19 protein-coding genes are annotated in these 19,605 nt (G+C 58.3%); 15 read left to right on the top strand and 4 right to left on the bottom strand.

Features of this window, described 5'->3' with window-relative positions; genetic code table 11:
• The first annotated feature begins 69 nt into the window (after window positions 1-69).
• A complete protein-coding gene (locus tag BN3001_RS08380) occupies window positions 70-2,973 on the top strand; it encodes an SHIRT domain-containing protein (RefSeq protein WP_148362960.1) in 2,904 nt (967 codons plus the stop codon).
• A 259-nt stretch (window positions 2,974-3,232) separates the two neighbouring features.
• Here the strand turns inward: BN3001_RS08380 and BN3001_RS08385 are convergent, their stop codons facing one another.
• Window positions 3,233-3,460: a hypothetical protein gene (locus BN3001_RS08385; protein WP_148362961.1), complete on the bottom strand. Its 228-nt coding sequence runs from the start codon at window positions 3,458-3,460 to the stop codon at window positions 3,233-3,235.
• Complete coding sequence (locus tag BN3001_RS08220) at window positions 3,444-4,043, bottom strand: 4Fe-4S cluster-binding domain-containing protein (protein ID WP_235815091.1); 600 nt, start codon at window positions 4,041-4,043, stop codon at window positions 3,444-3,446. The genes BN3001_RS08385 and BN3001_RS08220 overlap by 17 nt, the downstream gene beginning before the upstream one ends.
• A gap of 225 nt (window positions 4,044-4,268) precedes the next feature.
• Here BN3001_RS08220 and BN3001_RS08225 point away from each other — a divergent pair, with 225 nt between their 5' ends.
• From BN3001_RS08225 to BN3001_RS06310, 3 genes are all read left to right on the top strand, one after another.
• Window positions 4,269-5,120: a C39 family peptidase gene (locus BN3001_RS08225; RefSeq protein ID WP_197407464.1), complete on the top strand. Its 852-nt coding sequence runs from the start codon at window positions 4,269-4,271 to the stop codon at window positions 5,118-5,120.
• 122 nt (window positions 5,121-5,242) lie between these two features.
• Window positions 5,243-5,962 (top strand): response regulator transcription factor, encoded by a 720-nt coding sequence (locus tag BN3001_RS06305; RefSeq protein WP_058270910.1) that lies wholly within the window; start codon window positions 5,243-5,245, stop codon window positions 5,960-5,962.
• Window positions 5,959-7,335: a sensor histidine kinase gene (locus BN3001_RS06310; RefSeq protein ID WP_058270911.1), complete on the top strand. Its 1,377-nt coding sequence runs from the start codon at window positions 5,959-5,961 to the stop codon at window positions 7,333-7,335. Before BN3001_RS06305 ends, BN3001_RS06310 begins: the two co-directional genes overlap by 4 nt.
• A 314-nt stretch (window positions 7,336-7,649) precedes the next feature.
• Here the strand turns inward: BN3001_RS06310 and BN3001_RS06315 are convergent, their stop codons facing one another.
• Complete coding sequence (locus BN3001_RS06315) at window positions 7,650-7,949, bottom strand: hypothetical protein (protein WP_148362962.1); 300 nt, start codon at window positions 7,947-7,949, stop codon at window positions 7,650-7,652.
• A gap of 746 nt (window positions 7,950-8,695) precedes the next feature.
• Between BN3001_RS06315 and BN3001_RS06325 the strand changes: the two genes are divergently transcribed.
• From BN3001_RS06325 to BN3001_RS06355, 7 genes are all read left to right on the top strand, one after another.
• Entirely contained in the window at window positions 8,696-9,409 is a 714-nt protein-coding gene (locus BN3001_RS06325) for a lantibiotic protection ABC transporter ATP-binding protein (protein WP_058270914.1), read from the top strand.
• On the top strand, window positions 9,406-10,194 hold the full coding sequence (locus BN3001_RS06330; RefSeq protein ID WP_058270915.1) for an ABC-2 family transporter permease: 789 nt from the start codon (window positions 9,406-9,408) through the stop codon (window positions 10,192-10,194). The genes BN3001_RS06325 and BN3001_RS06330 overlap by 4 nt, the downstream gene beginning before the upstream one ends.
• A 77-nt stretch (window positions 10,195-10,271) precedes the next feature.
• A complete protein-coding gene (locus BN3001_RS06335; RefSeq protein ID WP_235815067.1) occupies window positions 10,272-11,078 on the top strand; it encodes an ABC transporter permease in 807 nt (268 codons plus the stop codon).
• A 12-nt stretch (window positions 11,079-11,090) separates the two neighbouring features.
• Window positions 11,091-11,513: a YxeA family protein gene (locus tag BN3001_RS06340; RefSeq protein WP_058270917.1), complete on the top strand. Its 423-nt coding sequence runs from the start codon at window positions 11,091-11,093 to the stop codon at window positions 11,511-11,513.
• 110 nt (window positions 11,514-11,623) lie between these two features.
• A complete protein-coding gene (locus BN3001_RS06345) occupies window positions 11,624-12,286 on the top strand; it encodes a response regulator transcription factor (protein ID WP_058270918.1) in 663 nt (220 codons plus the stop codon).
• Window positions 12,274-13,788: a HAMP domain-containing sensor histidine kinase gene (locus BN3001_RS06350; protein WP_235815068.1), complete on the top strand. Its 1,515-nt coding sequence runs from the start codon at window positions 12,274-12,276 to the stop codon at window positions 13,786-13,788. Before BN3001_RS06345 ends, BN3001_RS06350 begins: the two co-directional genes overlap by 13 nt.
• A 67-nt stretch (window positions 13,789-13,855) precedes the next feature.
• Window positions 13,856-14,476 carry a DNA alkylation repair protein gene (locus BN3001_RS06355; RefSeq protein WP_058270919.1) on the top strand — a complete coding sequence of 207 codons (621 nt, stop codon included), beginning with the start codon at window positions 13,856-13,858 and terminating at the stop codon, window positions 14,474-14,476.
• A 129-nt stretch (window positions 14,477-14,605) separates the two neighbouring features.
• Here the strand turns inward: BN3001_RS06355 and BN3001_RS06360 are convergent, their stop codons facing one another.
• Window positions 14,606-15,052 carry a helix-turn-helix domain-containing protein gene (locus BN3001_RS06360; protein WP_058270920.1) on the bottom strand — a complete coding sequence of 149 codons (447 nt, stop codon included), beginning with the start codon at window positions 15,050-15,052 and terminating at the stop codon, window positions 14,606-14,608.
• 449 nt (window positions 15,053-15,501) lie between these two features.
• Here BN3001_RS06360 and BN3001_RS06365 point away from each other — a divergent pair, with 449 nt between their 5' ends.
• The 4 genes from BN3001_RS06365 (at window position 15,502) to BN3001_RS06380 (ending at window position 19,602) form a co-directional block, all read left to right on the top strand.
• The gene (locus BN3001_RS06365) at window positions 15,502-16,614 is read left to right on the top strand and encodes a helix-turn-helix domain-containing protein (RefSeq protein WP_058270921.1); all 1,113 of its coding nucleotides are present in this window, start codon (window positions 15,502-15,504) and stop codon (window positions 16,612-16,614) included.
• Window positions 16,607-17,572 carry a CPBP family intramembrane glutamic endopeptidase gene (locus BN3001_RS06370; protein ID WP_058270922.1) on the top strand — a complete coding sequence of 322 codons (966 nt, stop codon included), beginning with the start codon at window positions 16,607-16,609 and terminating at the stop codon, window positions 17,570-17,572. The genes BN3001_RS06365 and BN3001_RS06370 overlap by 8 nt, the downstream gene beginning before the upstream one ends.
• 591 nt (window positions 17,573-18,163) lie before the next feature.
• Window positions 18,164-18,763, top strand: coding sequence for a type IV toxin-antitoxin system AbiEi family antitoxin domain-containing protein (locus BN3001_RS06375; protein ID WP_058270923.1), 600 nt, complete (start codon window positions 18,164-18,166; stop codon window positions 18,761-18,763).
• Complete coding sequence (locus BN3001_RS06380) at window positions 18,760-19,602, top strand: nucleotidyl transferase AbiEii/AbiGii toxin family protein (protein ID WP_058270924.1); 843 nt, start codon at window positions 18,760-18,762, stop codon at window positions 19,600-19,602. The genes BN3001_RS06375 and BN3001_RS06380 overlap by 4 nt, the downstream gene beginning before the upstream one ends.
• Window positions 19,603-19,605 lie beyond the last annotated feature (3 nt).

Raw genomic sequence — 19,605 nt, forward strand, 5'->3', positions numbered from 1 at the left:
TAATCAAATTAATAGGAGACGTCAGAGAAAGGAAAACCCAACGCTATAGCGTAGTTGGGTAACGTAGTTATGATAATAAAAAAGCATAAAAATGTTATCAAAGTTTTTTCGTTCGCATTGATGCCCCTGATGGTTTTGTCCCTGTCATGGGCACCAATTACGTATGCCAAAAACTTGCAAGACCAACCTCAATCTGAAACGCCAATTGATACTCCTGCAAAGGAAGAACCATCAAGCATCAAATCCAACGAGGAACAGGGTGATGGCCTAGAAATAGGACCGGAGATTGTTGATCAACCCGTGCGTCGATCAACTTTACCGGCACCGACCATTGGCAAGGTCTTTTACGATGCCACAACTATATCTGGCGGTAATGTACAACGAAAAAGAGTTGGTGGAAAGACCGTAAGATCGACTGTATATGTGACCCTAAAAGATAAGAACGGTAACGAAAAAGCCACTGTTTCCGTCACCCCCAGCAGTGGAGTTACGTGGACGGTAAATCTACCTGGCGGCGTTACCGTTGCAGAAGGCGATACCGTCACTGCCTATCAAACCTTGGCTGGCGATACATCTGATGTGGTGACCGCAAATGCTGAGCCATCAAAAGCCTTCGAGAATAAAGACAAATTGAAGATGCCCGTCGGCGAAATCTGGATTGAACAAACGAACGCTAACATTGTAAATGACGATGAGCAAGCAGAAGCTACTGAAATGTTGAAGAACGCCAATCCGGACATTGCGGGAGACTTTAGTAGTGTCAAATTCTCAATCAATGGCACGGAACATGCTTACTATGAAGTAACCTATACCGATGGATCAACCTCCGGAAAAATTGAAGCTCCGGACCTAAAAATCAAACAGGTAACCGAAACTTCAATGGGCGCTACCATTGGTGATATCACAGTTGTCGACAATGTTATTAAAGGAAAACTGGCTGGACCAGGACCTTTTGATGGCATAAAAGTACAATTAGTCCTTAATGTTAATAAGAATAAATTAGATCAATATTGTAATGAAAATAAGTGTCTAGTTGACAAAGACTCATCTAAACCGGTAGATACAGTTGTAGATACTACAACAGGAGAGTTTTCATATACAATTCCAAATCCTGACTTAAAAATTGATCAAATAGTTGGTGTTTCTGTAAAAGAACCCCATAAATTTATATCTTGTTCCACAACAACTGTTCAACCGGCACCAGTAGGAAAAACAGAAGTTAGAGACCCTAGAAAACTAACAGAAGATGATAAAACAGCTATAGTTGCAGCTATTAAAGAAGCATATACAGTAAATGGAGAATCTAAATTACCAAACGGAACTGGATTCTATAAAGACATACCTGCATTTATAGAGTTTGATAAAGATGGAAACGTAAGAATAATCAACCCAAGTAATGTAAACGCTAGCTGGTCAGGCGGAACTTTTGTACCTAATAAAAAGGCTGATGGTTCACTTGATGTAAAAGATGAGTCTGAAGTCATTAAATACCTTGCCAAAGATCTAGTGAAAAATATTGCACCTAAATCTCCTGCGATTGCGGTAGATACGGATAATGGCGAAGTAACTATTACCCCACCAGCTTACAAAGTACCTGGTGATGATACCGACCTGCTGTCCTACACGATTACCTATAAAGATGCTTCTGGAGCGGAGAAAACCGTCACTGCAACGCGAGATTTGAAAACCAATAAATGGAGCGGAACTGGCGTTGATGAGAACACCGGCGTGATTACTCTGAGTGTCGAAGACATCGAACTCGCTGGAACCATCAAGGCAACCGCAAAGGATAATGGTGGTCTCGAGGGAGACACCGACAAGCTCGATTCAGTTGAGGAAAGCAAGACGCTCGAAACGGCCACTGTTAGCTACAATGGCAACGGCGGCGCTGGCAAAATGGATGGCAAGAAGCTCAACAAGGGCTCAAAGTACAAGATTTTGAGCAATGCTTTCACCGCTCCTGAAAATCAGGAATTTGACACCTGGGAAGTAAATGGCAAAAAACTAGCGCCAGGCACTGAGATTACGGTTGACAAAGATACGCAAGTCAAAGCAATTTGGAAGGAGAGCCGGGTCAAGCTAAAAATCACTACATCCGTAACAAACGGAACCATTGATCCGAGCTGCGATGTTTATAAGGGAGACAACAAGACCATAAACTATGCGCCAAACGATGGTTACAAGCTAAAGAGCGTAACCGTCGATGGCACGGAAGTGGATATATCTACGTATCCAAATAGCTATACCTTTACGAATCTCGATAAAAACCATGAGATAGCCGTTGTGTATGAACTCCCTACATACACAGTGACTTATAACTGGGGCGGAGAGGCACCGGAAGGAAAGGCTGTTCCAAAAGATACAGGCAGCTACCACAAGGGTGATCACTACACCGTAGATACCACCTACAAGGCTGGCGACACGGCAGAGGGCGAGAAGGACGGCAAGAAGGGCACGTGGGCCTTCAGCGGCTGGACCGACCCGAACAACGGCACCATGGGCGACGGGGACGCGACCATCACGGGCTCCTGGACGTTCACGGAGGCCGCCAAGCACCAGGTCACCTACGACTGGGGCGCCGACGCGCCGGCAGGGAAGGACCTGCCGAAGGACAGCGGCAGCTACTACGCCGGCGACCACTACGACGTGGACGCCACCTACAAGGCTGGCGACACGGCAGAGGGCGAGAAGGACGGCAAGAAGGGCACGTGGGCCTTCAGCGGCTGGACCGACCCGAACAACGGCACCATGGGCGACGGGGACGCGACCATCACGGGCTCCTGGACGTTCACGGAAGAACCGGCCAACCCGAAAGATCCAAAGAACCCAGGAACAGCAAAGCCATCTTCTGCAAATGTTCTACCAAAAACTGGCGATGCAACGAGTACACCATTCTATGTAGGTGTTATGACACTGATTGGATCTGCTCTATTAGCGCTAGCACGGGGGCTTAAGAAAAATAACAACCAATAGGTTAGGCAGTGCAACATAGGGAGTTTGCCATCCCAACAAAACGGTATAGTCGTGAAATGCGGCTATACCGTTTTTTCGTCTTTCTTTTTCTGAGGTGGCATAAACTCATCGATGCAGTCCCATACGATACGCATCCTCTGCATCCTGCGAGCACTAAGAATGACTTTGTGAAGGCCAGCCTCAGGCATCGAAAGGTTGTTTGCCTTGAAGTGCCCGCCTTCATTGTCATGCTTGACAGCTTTACCGTTCGACCTTGTAATCATTCCAGCACTTTGACTCGTGGCTCCCTGCCGCCGACCAGCGTCGGGTGAGGGGTCGTCTTGCCGTCCTTGCCGGTGCCGTTTCGCTCACCGATGACGAGCTCGCCATTCTCCTTAACGGTATAGGTGTAGTGATTGTCCGTCGGCTTTTCTGCATGGTTGACGAGAACGCCATCGCTCACGCTGTCATGAGCGTTAACCGCTGTTGGGTTACGGGCTGGTGCCACGATGGATGTTCACCTTAAAGACCTTAGCCGTACGGGTGAAGGCGCGGACAAGACTACGGTGCAAAAAGGCACGTGGGACTTGCGCTTCAAGATGGATTATGAGAATACGGGCCACAATCTCAAAAAGGCAAGTAAGTTTACCTACAACGGTCATGCCGCTGAGCTTTGCTCTGGTAGCTTGTCTCCTGTGGCGTTGAGTCTTGAGTTCACCACTGACGACCGTATGGATGATTTTAGTAATGTGCCTAGTGGCAAGGCTCCCGACAAGATGAGCGCTCAACAGACCAGCTATCCACGTAAAGCCTGAATATGACCAGATAGTCTTGCGCGGACATTCATGACGCACGCGCTCAAGAAAATCTACCAAACCACGTTGATTGGCTGGTTCGAAGGGTTCGCCACCCAATAGAGTAAGGCCTTGGATATAGTCTGGCGTGAGGCTATCGATAATCTGCTGTTGTACCGCCTTATCAAACGGATTGCCATATTCAAAAGACCAAGCCTCGGGATTAAAGCAAAACGGACAGGCGCGACGGCAGCCAGATACAAACAGCGTTGTTCTTACGCCAATGCCGTTGGCAATATCGCACTATTTGATAGTGACGTAATTCATATTCTCCCCCTGCCTGGGCATAGGGCTCAATGTCTTTGCAAAGTAGTCCTTTGATTTGTCAGACCCATTTGTATGCCTGAAGTTAAGGAAATCTTTCGAATTTTGCTTCTGGTTCCTTAAAGGGCGGTCAGAAGACAATGTGCTTAAGCGATACAACCCTGTCGTGAAATGCCGCAAGTCAGGAAAGGAGGGCGCATGGAAGTTATCCGCGAAGGGTCTATGTCTCATAATGATGTTGTCTATAGAGGCGGCGTAACTCGCTATAGCCGTAGCGCTTCAACACTTCGGTCGTATCAGCGCCGAGCGCATTGCCAACATCGTCATCGCGGCTGGTTCAAGCGCGTTATCATCCTTTTTTTCCTTACGTTTACGTTCCTTGGGGCTATCTGTTTTCAACAGGGCTTGCTGCCATGGCAACGCCTTTCCAAGACCACTCCTGCCGAGCTTGTCAGTCTTTTTGAACGCAATCCCGAAGCACGCCAGTTTGTTTTGGATTATGACAAGCACCACAACGATCATCCAACTATTGATCTTTCTGAATACGCTCACAGTCCCATGGTTCCGCTCTTCTTGCAGTGGGATGAGCGCTGGGGCTATACCAACTATGCGGGTCAGTATTTTGCGCTTTCTGGTTGTGGTCCGAGCTGTTTATCGATGGCCTATATCTATCTTACGGGGGACACATCGATGTCGCCTCTTGCGATGGGCGAGTTTGCAACAGCCCAGGGTTATGCAGTCGATGGAGAGGGTAGTGCCTGGGCGCTCATATCTCAGGGCGGTCGAAAATTAGGTTTAGATGTGACCGAGATTCCCCTGCAAGAGAAACGTGTTAAGACAAACCTCGAAGCAGGCAATCCCATTATTTGCATCATGGGCCGGGGTGATTTTACCAAGACTGGTCATTTTATTGTTCTCGCTGGTCTTAGGGAAGATGGTATCGTTGTGCGTGATCCCAATAGCAGAGAACGCTCCAATAAGATTTGGACCTACGATGAGCTTGAGGGCCAGATTCAAAATCTCTGGGTCCTGCGCAGAAGTCAAGTCTAACAAGCAGAACTTGCCGCCTGCCACCTCATATATCCTCGTGAGAAAACGCTCTTGTTCGTATACCACCTGCCCTGACGAAACGTTGTATTGAAATGCAAGGGTCTATGTGAGAAAGAGTTCAGATGTATCGCATTCTTCTAGTGGATGACGACCGTGATATTGTTGGTGCGCTCAAGATTTATCTGCAAAATCCCGACTATGAACTGCTTTGTGCCTATGACGGCAAGCAAGCTGTTGCGATGGTAGAGCAGGGGATTGAAGACAGCCGTCCCATCGATTTGGTTTTGCTTGATGTGATGATGCCCGTGATGGATGGTCCGGCGGCACTGGTACAAATCCGCAAGCTCAGCAATGTGTCGGTGATTATGCTTACCGCAAAAAGTGAGGACGCAGACAAGGTGCTCGGTCTTGATTTGGGTGCTGATGATTATATCACCAAGCCCTTTGTACCTGCAGAGTTATTGGCACGCGTGCGTAGTGCGCTGCGCCGATACAAGCGGCTCGGCGCCGCCAATCCTCAGGACGAGGAGGCTGCCACAACGCTTGTGCTTGGTGGTATCGAACTCAATGATGCCGCAAAAAAAGTTACCGTAGATGGCGAAGCGGTTGCGCTTACACCCAAAGAATATGACATCTGCCATTTTCTCATGAAGCATCCTGGACGTGTCTACAGCCCAGCTGCAATCTACGAGGCAGTCTGGGGCGCGCCTTCGTATGGCTGTGAAAATACCGTTGCTGTTCACGTACGTCATCTGCGAGAAAAAATAGAGATTAACCCTGCTGAGCCTCGCTATCTCATGGTGGTGTGGGGCCGCGGCTACAAGATGGGAGGCGCACGATGAAGCGCAACAACCAGCAAATCCCCAATGAGCACGCTGGTGCCCTTTGGGTTTGGCTCATGTGCGTCTTGGCGGTTATCAGCGTCTTTTTGTTGGTTCCTCTGGTCCATGCCTTTTTTATCTATGCTGCACATGGCATGACCGATTTCCCTGAGAGCTATTACGTTATGTGCGCTCTTGATTGTGCACTAGTGCTCTTTATGCTCTTTGTGGCAAAGCATTGGGCGATGGCTGACGACATCAAAACCGCTTGGTCACACCTTTGGCGCTGGGCACTGGGATATGTCGCAGTCGTCGTCGTAGTACTGTTTTGCGTATCCTCGGGTCTTTTTATCGCGTTGCTGGTGTTAGCGCTGTGTTCTTTAAGCTTTGTGATGCTGGGTGAACGCCAGGCCCGTCTTGACGATATAAGCAAAACAATTAAGCGTCTGGCTGCTGGTGACTTTACAGCGCAGGTGGATGAAAGTTTGATGCGCGGTAATCTTCGCGAGCTCGCAAGCGATATCAATAGATTAGCGCACGTGAGCTCTGTGGCTGCAGATGAGCAGGCTAATGCCTTGCGCTTGAGTCTTGATGCCGAGCAGGACAAGGTGCGCGCTGAGCGTCTCCGCACCGAGCTCATTGCCAATGTGAGCCATGATCTCAAGACGCCGTTGACTTCGGTAATCAACTATGCCGATTTGCTTTCTGCTGAGCTTGCTATTGCTCCAGAGGGTCGCGATGAAGACAAGCTTGAGGAATGCTCTGATGTGCTCGCCCGTCAGTCTGTGCGCCTACGCAAGCTCATTGAGGATTTGATTGAGGCTTCCAAGGCACAGACAGGCAATATCTCAGTTGCACTGGCGCCGCTTGATGCTTCTGTGCTGGTGGCGCAGGCAGGTGGTGAGTGGACAGAGCGCCTGGACAAGCAGAACATTCAGCTGATATGCACCACTTCTGACGAGCCGTTGATGATTAATGCCGATGGTAGGCAGATGGGTCGCATCTTTGACAACATCCTTAGCAATGTGTCCAAGTATGCCATGGCAGGGACAAGGGCTTATTTCAGCGCTCAGCCCTCAGCTGAGGGGGGAGTAGACATTAGCTGCAAGAATATCTCTGCAACGCAGTTGAATATCAGTGCGGAAGAACTGCTAGAGCGCTTTGTGCGGGGAGACGCTTCACGCACGACCGAAGGTTCGGGTTTGGGTCTTTCGATTGCTCAGAGTCTGATGGAGCTTCAAGGTGGGAGTTTGAAACTTGCAATAGATGCAGATCTGTTTTCAGTGACGCTTCACTTTCCCAGCGCAGCCATAACTACCGACAGCCCTCATGCGCTTAGTGCTTCTCATGCAGCGCCTGTTAGTCTCACTGCCAGCGCTTCTCATGCAGAGTAGTCTTTAGTGGTGCGAGTGCGGGCGTTTGCCTTATTTGATGAGATGATAACGGCAAACTTCTTCCACGTGAGATGATGAAAAAAGAAGGGGCTTTTGATACAGCCTCCTGCGCCTGCCGGGTTATCGCTGTGTTTGCTTACAAGTTCTTAATTGCGTCTGAATATTTGGACAAGAGGAAATCGTCGAAACAGTCAAACCCGGCTTTACCTTCCCGTCGATCTTCCATGATATGACCGCTCCGCTAGAGCAATCTATGCAGTAAAGGTGTCTGTATGGAGGCTAGGGGCTACAACGCTCTGATGCGCGGCGTCTCCCTATGGTCGACGATGAAATGGCCCGTCGCTGATCTCAGCGAGGCGTGCGTTTAGCTTGTCAAAAAGCTTGGGCGTACGAGCTTTGTCCACATTTTCTTGCCCCTCGTTGAACCAACACGCCATACCGTGCGAGCCGAACTCGTAGTAGAAATCGTACAGCTTGCCAATCTTTCCGTTTAAAGACACTACGACTGAATCGTCGTGAACCAAGGGAAGGCTGTCTGTCTCTACACCGGCGTCCTCTATGCAGGTCCAAACTGGCTCATGCAGGAGCTCGTTCATGATTTTGATGGCGAGCATCAGGACTCCTTTCCGCACGTGCGAGGGACGCCGAGACGATGAGGCCGCTTGTGCCTACGCAAGTGACCACACCATGGCGGCGCTCATGCTCTGTGAGATTTTCAATGGCCCCTGGCTGCTTGCTTGCAGGGACCGCCTGACATGTTTGAGCTGCTCCCATTTCTTGATGTCCAAGTTTGGGAGGCAGTTCAATAGTTTTAAACGGTTCAAGTTTTGAAAATGTAGTTCAGAAGTTTAGGCTGAAACTTTTGTCTGATAGTTTCTGGCCAATCCGGCGGTCCTCAGGAATTCGATTTGAGTTAGAGAAGCGAAGGTGTCCGAAACGATGGGGAAGGATGCCGTGAGGAACTTCTCCTGCCTCGACAGCCTGTCTGGCTACGAAGTCGGTTTTGGGCATGTGGTCCGTCAGACTCCGGATTCATATTTCATCACTCATGAAGTACAGGCGGTTTCCGTATAAGCAATTAGATATGTGCGTGAGCTCTTATCGGCTACATGGAGGCCGAGGTTCCCAGCGCTAACCGCGTGTGCTACGACATCACATCCAAGCCGCCCCGATTCCCAAAACTGAAACTCAGTTTGAACTCAGCGCATCTTTTGAAGCTCGATTTTCGCAAAAGTGCAGGTTTTCTCCCGCTGGGCGCGTCCTGGAGACTCCTACAGCCGTTTCCATGACCTTTAGCGTTCCTTTAGAAAGCCCGCCCAAACTGGGATATGAAAGGTCAGCCGGCAAGACAGGAGACGACATGACAAGATACGTTCTGGAAACGCGCGAGCTTTCCAAGCGGTTCGGGCGGGGAGGCGGCGCCCAGACGGCGGTGGACCACGTGTCCCTGCACGTCGATGAGGGAAAGGTCTACGGGCTGCTCGGTCCCAACGGCGCAGGCAAGTCGACCACGCTCAAGATGATCACGGGCATGCTGCGCCCCACGGGGGGCCAGATGCTCTTCGAGGGGCACCCCTGGGAACGAGACGACCTTTACCGCATCGGCTCGCTTGTTGAACAGGCGCCCCTCTATCCGAACCTGACCGCGAAAGAGAATCTGCGCGTGCGCACGACGTTGCTGGGCCTGCCGGAAGAGAGGGTCGGCGAGGTGCTGCAGACGGTGGGGCTCGCTGACACGGGGGGCAAGCGCGCTGGAAGGTTCTCGACGGGAATGAAGCAGCGTCTGGGGATAGCGCTCGCGCTGCTCGCGAGCCCGCGCCTGCTGATCCTGGACGAGCCGACCAACGGGCTCGACCCCATCGGTATCGAGGAGCTGCGCGGCCTCATTCGGAGCTTCCCCGAGCACGGCATCACGGTGCTGCTGTCGAGCCACATCCTCGGCGAGGTGCAGCACACGGCCGACACTGTTGGCATCATCGTCGGCGGCAGGCTTGCCTACGAGGACGCCCTGAATGAGGGCGAGGACCTGGAAGCTCTCTTCATGGACGTGTGCCGAAAGGGGGCGACCCGATGAGGACGGAGAGAGGCCTGCCCGCGCGCGGCTCCTTCGCGCGCGCCCTGCGCTCAGAGGCCCTGAAGTCGAGACACGCTGCGCCGGTGCGCCTGGCCGTCGCCCTGGCCCTGCCCTTCCCGCTGCTGGCGGCCTTCATCGCCCTGCGCATACCGCAACTGGGACTGCAGTACGCCCCTTGGAACTACTGGTACGCGCTGCTGATGCCGGTCTCGATCGCGCTCGTGGCTGCTACGGTGGCCAACGCCGACGTGCGCCTGGGCAACCGCGCCTTGCTCTCGGTCGGCGTGCCGCTGCCTCTGGCCTGGGGCGCGAAGGTCGCCTGGTGCCTGGCGCTCTCGCTGCTGTCGAACCTCGTCGTCCTCGCCGTGTACGCCGCGACGTCGCTCGCGGTGCCGCAGGGCGCGGCGAGCATGCCGGCGATGATGGCCGTTGCGCTCGCGCTGACCGTCACGAGCGCGTGGATGGTCCCGGCGACGCTCTTCCTCACGATGCGCGCCGGGATGCTCGCGGGCGTCTTCGTCCCGCTGGCAGTGCAGCTGGCCCTGGGCTTCGGCTGGTCGGCCGTGCCGTTCTGGCCCGCCTGCCCGCCCACGGCCACCATGGTGCTGCCGACGGCGTTTCTGCCCGTCCTGCCGAGTGGCGAGCCAGCAAGTGCCGGCATGGCCCTCGTGGAGTCGATGTCTCAGGGGGACGTCGTGCTTGCGCTCGCCGTCTCCTGCGCACTCGCTGCCGCGCTCACGGCCGCCGGCGCGGTGTGGATTGCTAGATCGGAGGAGCTGCGATGACGAGGGTGATGGCGAATCATGCGAATGGAGACTGTGGTGCGAGTGGAGACGGGGTCTCGCGTGCGTCGATGCCGCGCATGACGCTTCCGCGCGCCCTGCGTGCCGAGGCGCTGCGCCTGCGCCGGTCTCCCCTGGTGCCGCTACACCCGGCATGCTCCCTGGCGGCGGGTGTGGCGTGCGGGGCGTATTTCGCCCTCGCCCCCTGGGACGCGTCCATGGGGGCGGACGCCTTCGTGCAGCTGCTCGGCTCCCTGATGCCGCTCATGGCGGGCATCGTCTGCGGGCTGGACGCGGATGCGGAGGGAGAGGCCACGGGTCTCTCGGGCCTGCTTGCCGTCCCGTCGAGGCGGGTGGCGCTCTTTGCGAGGCTCCTCGCGCTCTGGCTGATGGGCTCGCTTGCCCTCCTTCTCGCTGTGGTCGTGTTCGCCGTTCCCCTCGTCCTAGCCGGGCGCGAGGCGTTGGGACCGGGCACCTTGGCATGCGCCGCCCTCGGGCTCTCCCTGGGGAGCGCCCCGCTCTACCTCGTCCTCTACGCCGTCGCGCTGCGCTGGGGCCGCAACGCCGCGATAGCGACGGGCGCGGCGGGCCTCATGCTCGCGTTCTTCTCGATGGGAGGGCTCGCGCACGGCCTCATGACCGGCGAGCTCACCGCCGCCGGGGCGAATGCGCTCTCGTACCTGCCGACCAGTTGGGCGGCGCTCCTGGGTTCCCTTCCCGTCGAGCTGGCTATCGCGAGCGGGCTGGCGGGCTCGGCAGGCGCCGCGGCCCACGTCGCCTCCGCAATCGGGCCTGCTGCAGGCCTGTGCGCCGCCGCGATCGTCCTGCTCTCATGCGCCTCGGCTGCATGGATCTCTCGCTTCGAGCCCGCCTTGCGCGGAGAATGAGGAGGTGCTGACATGATGGAAAGAACGCGTAAGCGCGGGCTCATCTTCCTCGCGCTGGCCGCCGCAATCGTGCTTGCCGTCGCAGTCCTGCGGGGATGTACCGGCTGCGCTGGCGCGGGACCGGTGGCCAAGAGCATGGCCGACAGATTGCTGCCCACGCCACGGCGCACGGTTTGGGCCCGCTGCCCGGCTCCGGGCACCCATTCGGACTCGTACCAGGATGCGTCCGGCTCGAGTACGAACTACGTATATGACGTGGAGGGAGTCACCGAGGACGGCAGGCGCATCACCGTGACCATCATCCTCTTCGGACGGGAGGCCTCCGGGGAGGGATGGCTCGAGATCGACGCCAGGGGGACCTCCGGCGTGCACTATCAGAGCGTCGCGGAGGACGAGGTCCCGCAGGCCGTGCGCGCCGCCCTGAGCGGCGGATGAGCCCTCGGCGAGCGGGGCCTGCCCGCGAACGTGGTGTATCATTATAAAATTGGCTGATAGGGCAAAGCCCCCGCAGGGACCCTGCAGGGCGCGCAAGGAGGTGGGGACGCGTGGCGCGAATTCTCGCAATCGACGATGACGGGGCGATCACCGACCTGCTCTTTCGCGTGCTTGCTCGCGACGGTCACGTCGTCGACGTCGCGAACGATTCAGTGTCCGCGCTCGACCTCGACCTGTCCCGCTACGACCTCGTCCTGTGCGATGTGATGATGCCCGGCATGGGCGGCTTCGAGCTGGTGGAGCGCATCCGGGACCGCGTGGACGCGCCCATCCTCTTCCTCACCGCGAAGGTTGCCGAGGAGGACGCTGTGCGCGGCCTGTCTCTGGGTGCCGACGACTACGTGCGCAAGCCGTTCGGCATCGCGGAGCTGCGGGCCAAGGTGGCCGCCCATCTGCGCCGAGAGGGCCGGGTGCGCACGCATGCGCTCGTCCTGGGCGATGTGCGCATCGACCTCGACGCGCGTGAGCTCTTTGTAAGCGGCAAGGTGGTGCCCCTCACGCCCACCGAGTACGCCCTGTGCGAGTGCCTCGCGCAGCATCGCGGCCGGGTGCTCTCGCGGCCGCAGATTCACGAGGAAGCCCTCGGGTGGGCTTCGGACGCGGGCGACGACGCCGTTTCCATGCACGTGAGCAACGCCCGCGCGAAGCTCCGCCGCGCAGGCGTGGACCCTATCGAGACGGCGCGCGGGATGGGGTACAGGTGGCGGGCGTAGAAGCCGCGCGCCGGCGCATGCGCATCCCCCTGGCCCTGGTGGTGGGCCGCTACTTCCTGTACGTGCTCGTCGGCGCGCTTTTCGCCGTGGGCATCCCCGCCGGCGCCTTCGCCTGGCAGATAGGGTCCGGCGCCGTCCTGCTCGCGAACTACGGCGAGGCCCATCTGGAAGAGGTCGAAGGCGTTCTGGCCGGCCAGGCCTCCTTCGACGACGGCGCCATCCCCTCGGCGTACCGCTTTGCCCGCTTCGGGGCGGACGGCTCCCTCCTTGCGTCCGACATGCCCGATGCGCAGCTTGCAGCTGCGCAGGATGTCGCGGTCCCACCCGATGGGGACGGCCCTCGCATCGTCGAGGCCGCCTCGTCATCCTTCTACTTCGCAGTGAGGCTGGCCGACGGTGGACGCTGCGTGCTTCGCTACGAGATCATGCCGCAGTGGGCCGACAAGGTGACGCGCGACACCCTTCCCAACCCCCAGGACCTGTTCGTGTGGGCCGCGCTGATCGCGCTGGTTCTTGTCGTCGCCCTCGTCGCCATGCGCGCCGGACGCGTGATAACACGCAGGATGGAGCCCCTGACGTCTGCGGCAGAGGCCGTCGGCAGGCAGGAGCTGGACACGCCCGTTGGGGGCAGCGACGTGACCGAGATCGACGACGTGCTGCGCGCGATGGAGGCGATGCGGGCCGCGCTGAAGGACTCGCTGGAGGCGCAGCGGGCGGCCGAACGGCGAGGCCGCGAGCAGGTCGCCGCGCTCGCGCACGATCTCAAGACGCCCCTCACGGTGGCACTCGGCAACGCTGACCTGCTCGCCGAGGACGCCGCCTCGGGCGCGCTCGGCGCGGACCAGGCCGCTTCCGCCCGGGCGATGCGGGACGCGGCGCTCTCCATGGACGCCTTCGTGGACCGGATCGTCGAGGCCTCCCGCGGGCAGACGGAGGAGATGAGTTTTGCGCCGGTGGACCCCGGAGTTCTCGCCGACGGGCTGGAGGGCGCGGTGGGAAGGCTTGTCGCGGCGCGCGGGCTCGTTCTCGAGGCATCGCGCACTACCGCGTTCGAGGACGCCTGCAACGCGGCCGCCGCGAAGGCGGCGTTGCCGCTCTGGGACGCAGGCGCCCTTGAGCGTGCGGTGCTCAACTTGGCGGGAAACGCCTGCGACCACGCGGGTGGCGGCCACGTGGCGCTTGTGTTCTCCTTCGACGGCAGCGCGCAGGTTCTCTCCATCGCCGTCGAGGACGACGGCGATGGCTTCTCGCCCGAGGCCCTCGCGCACGGGGCAGAGCGGTTCTTCCGCGGCGACGCATCGCGCACCAACGCAGGAGGCGCGGGCGGCGCGGCTCACTTTGGGCTGGGCCTGTCGATTGCGTCGGATGTAGCCGAGGCGCATGGCGGCAGGCTCGAACTCTCAAACCGCGAGGACGCGGAGGGGAGCGTGCTCGGCGCCCGGGCCCGCATCGTGCTGCCGTTGCGGTCGCCTTCTCCCAAACGAGATGGACCGCAAGTATAAAGTATTCCAGGGAATTGATGGGCGTGTTGCACCGGCCGATATCGCTGCACAAGGGGCGTGAAATCGAATGAACCGCAGAATCGAAGAGCTCTCAACCACTCTCGCAAGAGTTGAACACGGCTTCAAGGAAATCGAGGGGTGCGCCTCCGCCGACTTCGCGTCCAGAGACGCCCGGGATGTCGCCGAGCTGGCGCGGGCGGCGAGAGAATCGGAAACCATCCAGGTGAGGATGTACGGGGCGTTCCTGCTCGGCTACCTCGCGGCACATGATGGGCGCGCCCTGCGCATCCTCAAGGACGTTGTCTCTTGTGATGAGGATTGGAGGGTCCAGGAGATCCTCGCCAAGTCCTTTGACCGATGCTGCCGCGACAGAGGATATGAAGAGGCCCTCCCCATAATCGATGAGTGGCTGTCCTCGGACGAGCCCAACGTGAGGAGGGCGGTAACGGAGGGCTTGAGGATCTGGACGGGCAGGGACTACTTCAGGGAGCACCCCGAGGAGGCCGTTCGCAGGCTGTCCGCGCTCAGGGAGGACGCGAGCGAGTACGTCAGGAAGTCCGTCGGCAACGCCCTGAGGGACATCAGCAAGAAGCATCCGGACCTGATTGCCGCAGAGCTGGCCTCATGGAAACTGGATTCAAAAGAGATGCGACAGGTCCATAAACTGGCATCTAGGCTTCTCGCATGATGAACCATGCAAATGGCCGCCGGAAGACGGGATACCAGCCGCTTTCATCGAAGGGGCCTCCGAGAATCCGACGTTCTTCCGACAGACTGGGCAGCTCATGTTAAGCAAGCCCGTTTCTACAAATGAAACCTAGAGGGCCTTTTTAAGCACAAGGCGCCTGTAGTGCTCACCGAGCATGGTCAGCCTGCATCCGCCGCTTTCCATGGCCGCGTTCCACATGTGTTCTGAGCCAACGGGGACGAGCAGATTGAGCCGGTGAACCATGGCGCGAAGCGTATCGTCGAGCTGGTTTTTCCTGACGCGCAGAAGCCTCCCGATCCTGATTGCGGGAATCTGCTGCCGTTCTATGAGCTTGTAAACCGATGACCGCGAAATGCGCAGGTACTCGGCAACCTGAGAGACGTCGAGCAGAGTGTCCACCTGGTCGCTCGCGTCTGAGGTCGAGAAGGCAGCAAATCCCCGATTCTCCGCCTCGGCATTCTCGCGGTTTACGCAACCATTGTCGGACAAGTCGGCATCCGCGGCATCAGCCCCTTGCACTGTGGTCCGCTCCAGTTTGAACATCTCGTCTGCCATGCGTCACCTCTCGTTTGGCATTTACTCGAATCGAATGCCCTTTCATGCCAAGAAGACCTTTTCCTTGGACGGTATTGAGAGGTGTACTAGCTCTGCCGAGACCCTGCAATGTGGCGCGGGGAGTTAGGACACGCTAAGCCACTGTAAGGTCCGCTTCTCTAAAACGGTCATTTCACTCCAAGGAGCGCTTGCGGCTGCATGGCTACCGGAGAATCAGGCGCAGTGGCAATTGGAAAGGCAAAAGGAACCTGCGGGGAACGAGTTTCGACCGGACGCGCGCCCCACCAGTCGGCGACATCGCCTGGAACCCCGAGGAATCGCGCAGCTCAGTCCAGGACGAATCAACCTTCGGTTGATTAACTCAATCAAAATGGGCGACGGCTCGATTGCCCATCCGAAGCTGACCCCTTAACCTTTTAGGAGATTGAAGGACTTGAGACAGGGCGCCCATGGATGTCGAAATCTCGGTTGGGAGCAACATCGCGAGCAACCGCAGGGAACGCGGGCTGACGCAGGAGGAGCTGGCAGCGTTCCTCGGGGTCACGAAGGCGTCGGTCTCCAAGTGGGAGACCGGGCAGAGCTATCCCGACATAGCGCTGCTGCCGCGCATCGCAACGTACTTCGGCATCAGCATAGACGAGCTCGTGGGATACAGGCCGCAGATGAGCGACCAGGCAATCCGCATGGAATGCGCCCGCCTGCGCGCGGCCTTCGCCGAAGGTCCGTTCGACCGGGCGCACGACATGTGCCGGGCTCTGGCGCGCGACTACTTCTCCTGCTACCCACTGCTCGTGCAGATAGCGACGCTCTACGCGAACCACGTTGACCTCGCCGACCCTGGCGCGCGCGGCCCGCTCATTGAGGAGGCCATCGGTTTGTGCGGCCGAGTGCGCCGAGGCGCCAAGAGCTCGGGCTGCGTAAGGCAGGCCGAGTCGGTCGAGGCGATCCTGCTGCTGATGAAGGGAGGGGCGAAGGAGGCGGCGGAGCTTCTGGAAGACTCCGTGTCACCCGACATGGGCGCAGACATCATCCTTGCCAGGGCCTACTCCGCGCTCGGGATGACGGAAGAGGCCGACACGGCCCTGCAGTCGATGCTCTACCAGGCGCTCGTTTTGAGCCTGAGCCGGCTAGCCGACCTCGCGATGCTTCACGCCTCGGAACCGGGCAGGCTCGAAAGCGCCCACGTGCGCGCACTCCATATCATCGACTCGTTCGACTTGGAAAAGGCGTTCGGGAACGTGGCGTCGGTGCACCTCTCCTTCGCGGCCGCCTTCAGCATCGCAGGCGACGCAGACGGGGCCATCAGCTGCCTCGAGGACTACGTGCGCTCGTGTCGAGCCATGAGGTTCGACGGGGCGTTCCACGGGGACGCCTTCTTCGACAAGCTGGGCGATTGGTTCGAGCGCGCGAGCGCCGTCGGAGCCGACATGCCGCGCGACGAGAAGAGGGTGAGGGCGAGCCTGCTGGAGGGGGTTGCCGCGAACCCGGCGTTCGCTTCCCTGTCCGACGACCCGCGCTTCGAGCGCATCGTGGCGAGCCTAGAGGAGGTCGCACATGGATAGCGCCAATCGAGACGTCTCCTTCCGCAGGGCGGTCGCGAAGAGGCGGATCGCCGTGTTCCTGCTCGTCACCTTCGCGCTCACCTGGGGTCTCGTCATCGCGGCGGGATTGGCGCTCGACTCCTTCTCCGTGGGCGAGCTCGGTGCGCCTGCGGTGGTCCTGCCCATCACCGTCAGCATGTTCTTCCCCCTCGTCGGCGCGCTCGCGGCCAATCGGTGCTGCGGTTCCGGGGGCAGGATTGACCTGCGCCTTCGTCCGCGCGTGAAGGGGAACCTTCGCGCGTACCTGGCCGCGTGGCTCGTTCCGGCGGCGGTTGCCTCGCTGGGCCTCCTCGCATTCTTCGCGACGTTTCCCGATTTGTTCGACCCGATGCCGCAAAGCCTCTTGCAGTCCATGTCGGCTCCCGCACAAGATGCCGGCGGAATGGCTGTCGGCGCAGAGATGTCCATCATCGCCGTTTCAGTCATCTTCGCCCTCACGGTCGCTCCGTTCGTCAACATGCTGCCGGCCTTCGGGGAGGAGGCCGGCTGGCGCGGCCTGCTCTTCCCCTCGCTCTGCGAGCTCATGCCCCCGCGAGCCGCCGTCCTCGCGTCCGGCCTCGCATGGGGGATATGGCATGCCCCGATCATCGCCATGGGCCATCACTTCGGGATGGGCTACGCCGGCTTCCCGTGGACGGGGGTCCTCGTGATGGTCGCGACCTGCACTGCAATGGGCTCCTTCCTGAGCTTGCTGAGAACGCGCGCGGGGAGCGTCTGGCCATGCGCCCTGGCGCATGGGGCGTTCAACGCCACGGCCAACATCGGCCTCATGTTCTGCGCGGGCGGGCAGGCCTTGGCAGGGCCATCCATCTACGGGTACGTCGCAGGCATCCCGCTGTTCATCCTGGGCGTGGCCTGCTGGCTGAAAACGACGGGGGCGGAAAGCCAGGACGGGCCTGCCGCGAACCGACTTACGTGAACCGGGTTGCATCGACCCAGGCGCCGTTTTACCCGTTCAGGTCGTTTACTCCCGGGCAAAGCCGGGACGTGTAAGGAAGCCGCGATGCCGATGTGAACTCAGTTGTGCACAACCTTCCCACATTCTAGCAGGTCAGGGATTTGCTCCCCAGCAACCTGCTACCATCCCAGCGCTTTCGCGTGCTTTCGTGGAACTCGGTGCTGAGTTCCAGTTTAGTTCCGTTTTCGGAACGATTTCGAGCTGCCGGGAGTAAATGCAATCGCAGGTCAGTGCAGATAGTGAGTTCACGGACGCCTGAATATCAACAATTGAGTGGGAGTGAGCTGGGGCTTCGTTCCATCTAGTTGCAAGCCTCCCGTCTAGTGGCGGTGGTTAGCATCTAGTGGTGGGAATAGGATAAAGCCACCGGGACTTTTGAGGAGTGACAAACGCGAGAAAACGTCGAAATTTTCGGATATCGGGGCTATTTCATGAGCGTTAACCTGCGGAAATGCTCTTCATACAGCGATGTGAGCGTGTCTTACTGCTTCTCACTTGCCAGTTGTACATTTGTGCTGAATATTAGATAATATTAAGCGCGTTAGTACGCATGTGAGAGGAGAAGAGACGGACGCTCTGTCGGACATAGCCACGAACTGCAACGGCTACATCACCAGCGCTCAGGTGACGGACGCCGGAATTCCCAGACGCAAGCTCACAGAAGCCGTGCGCGCCGGTGAGCTCGTCCAGGTGGACCGTGGTCTCTATGCGCTTCCCGACGTGTGGGAGGATCCCCTCTACATAGCTCAGCACCGCTTCTCGCGCGGCATTTTCTCGGACGACACGGCGCTCTTCCTCCACGGCATGACCGATCGCGCGCCCTTCGCCCTGACGATGACCTTCCCCAGGAGCTACAACGCGACCGCGGCCAAGGCGGCCGGCATCGCATGCCGCACCTGCGCCGACGACGTCCTAGGCCTCGGTCTCTGCGATATCCAGACGGAATACGGCAACATAGTCAGGGCGTATGACGTCGAGAGGACGCTCTGCGACATCGTTCGCGGCCAGGGCACGCCTGACTCCCAGCTGGTGGTTCCGGCGATGCAATCTTACGTGAAGAAAAAGGACCGGGATCCCATAAAGCTAGTTGCCTATGCTCGCAACCTCGGAGTGGAGACCAAAATCCGCAACTACCTAGAGGTGCTGCTGTGAGGACCAAGAACGCGATGCAGCTCAAGGCGCGCATCAACGCCAGAGCGAAGGAAGCGGGCATCCCCGCGCAGTCCCTGATGCAGAGCTACCTCTTCGAGAGGCTCCTCGAGCGCCTCTCGAAATCCAAATGGCGCGACAACGTTGTCATCAAGGGCGGAATGCTCATCTCCTCTCTCGTGGGTGTGGCGTCTAGGACGACGATGGACCTCGACACGACGATCACCGGCTTCACGCTGACGCGTGAATCCGCCGAAAAGGTTTTTCGCGAGGTGGCAGCCATCGACGCCGACGATGACTGGGCCTTCGAGTTCGACCGTACCGAGGACATCAGAGAGACCGACGATTACCCGGGCATACGCGTGTACCTCAAGGCGGTGCATCCGCCTATGGCGGTGCCCCTCAGGATCGACGTCACCACGGGCGACAGCATCACGCCCGGCCCCGTCGCCTACGACTACCCGCTCCTGTTCGACGGGGGAAGCGTCAGGCTGATGTCCTATCCGCTCGAGACCGTGTTCGCCGAGAAGCTCGAGACCGTTGTCTCGCGCGGCGTGACCAACACGAGACTGCGCGACTTCTACGACATACTCCTTCTCTGGAGAACCAGGGGCGACAAGTGCGAGATCCCCACGTTGCGGGAAGCCCTAGAGCGCACGTGTGCCAAACGCGGGAGCACGGAGATGATGGCACACTGGCAGAGGATTCTCGACAAGGTAGCAACCGACAAGGCGATGCTTGTGCTGTGGGACAAGTACGCGAAGAAGAATCCCTATGCAGCAGGCATTGAGCTAGCGCAGTGCTGTGAGATGGCAAAAGAAGTTCTAGCCACATTTGAATAGCTC

Source organism: Olsenella massiliensis (genome assembly GCF_001457795.1).
GTDB classification, from domain to species: Bacteria; Actinomycetota; Coriobacteriia; order Coriobacteriales; family Atopobiaceae; genus Olsenella_F; species Olsenella_F massiliensis.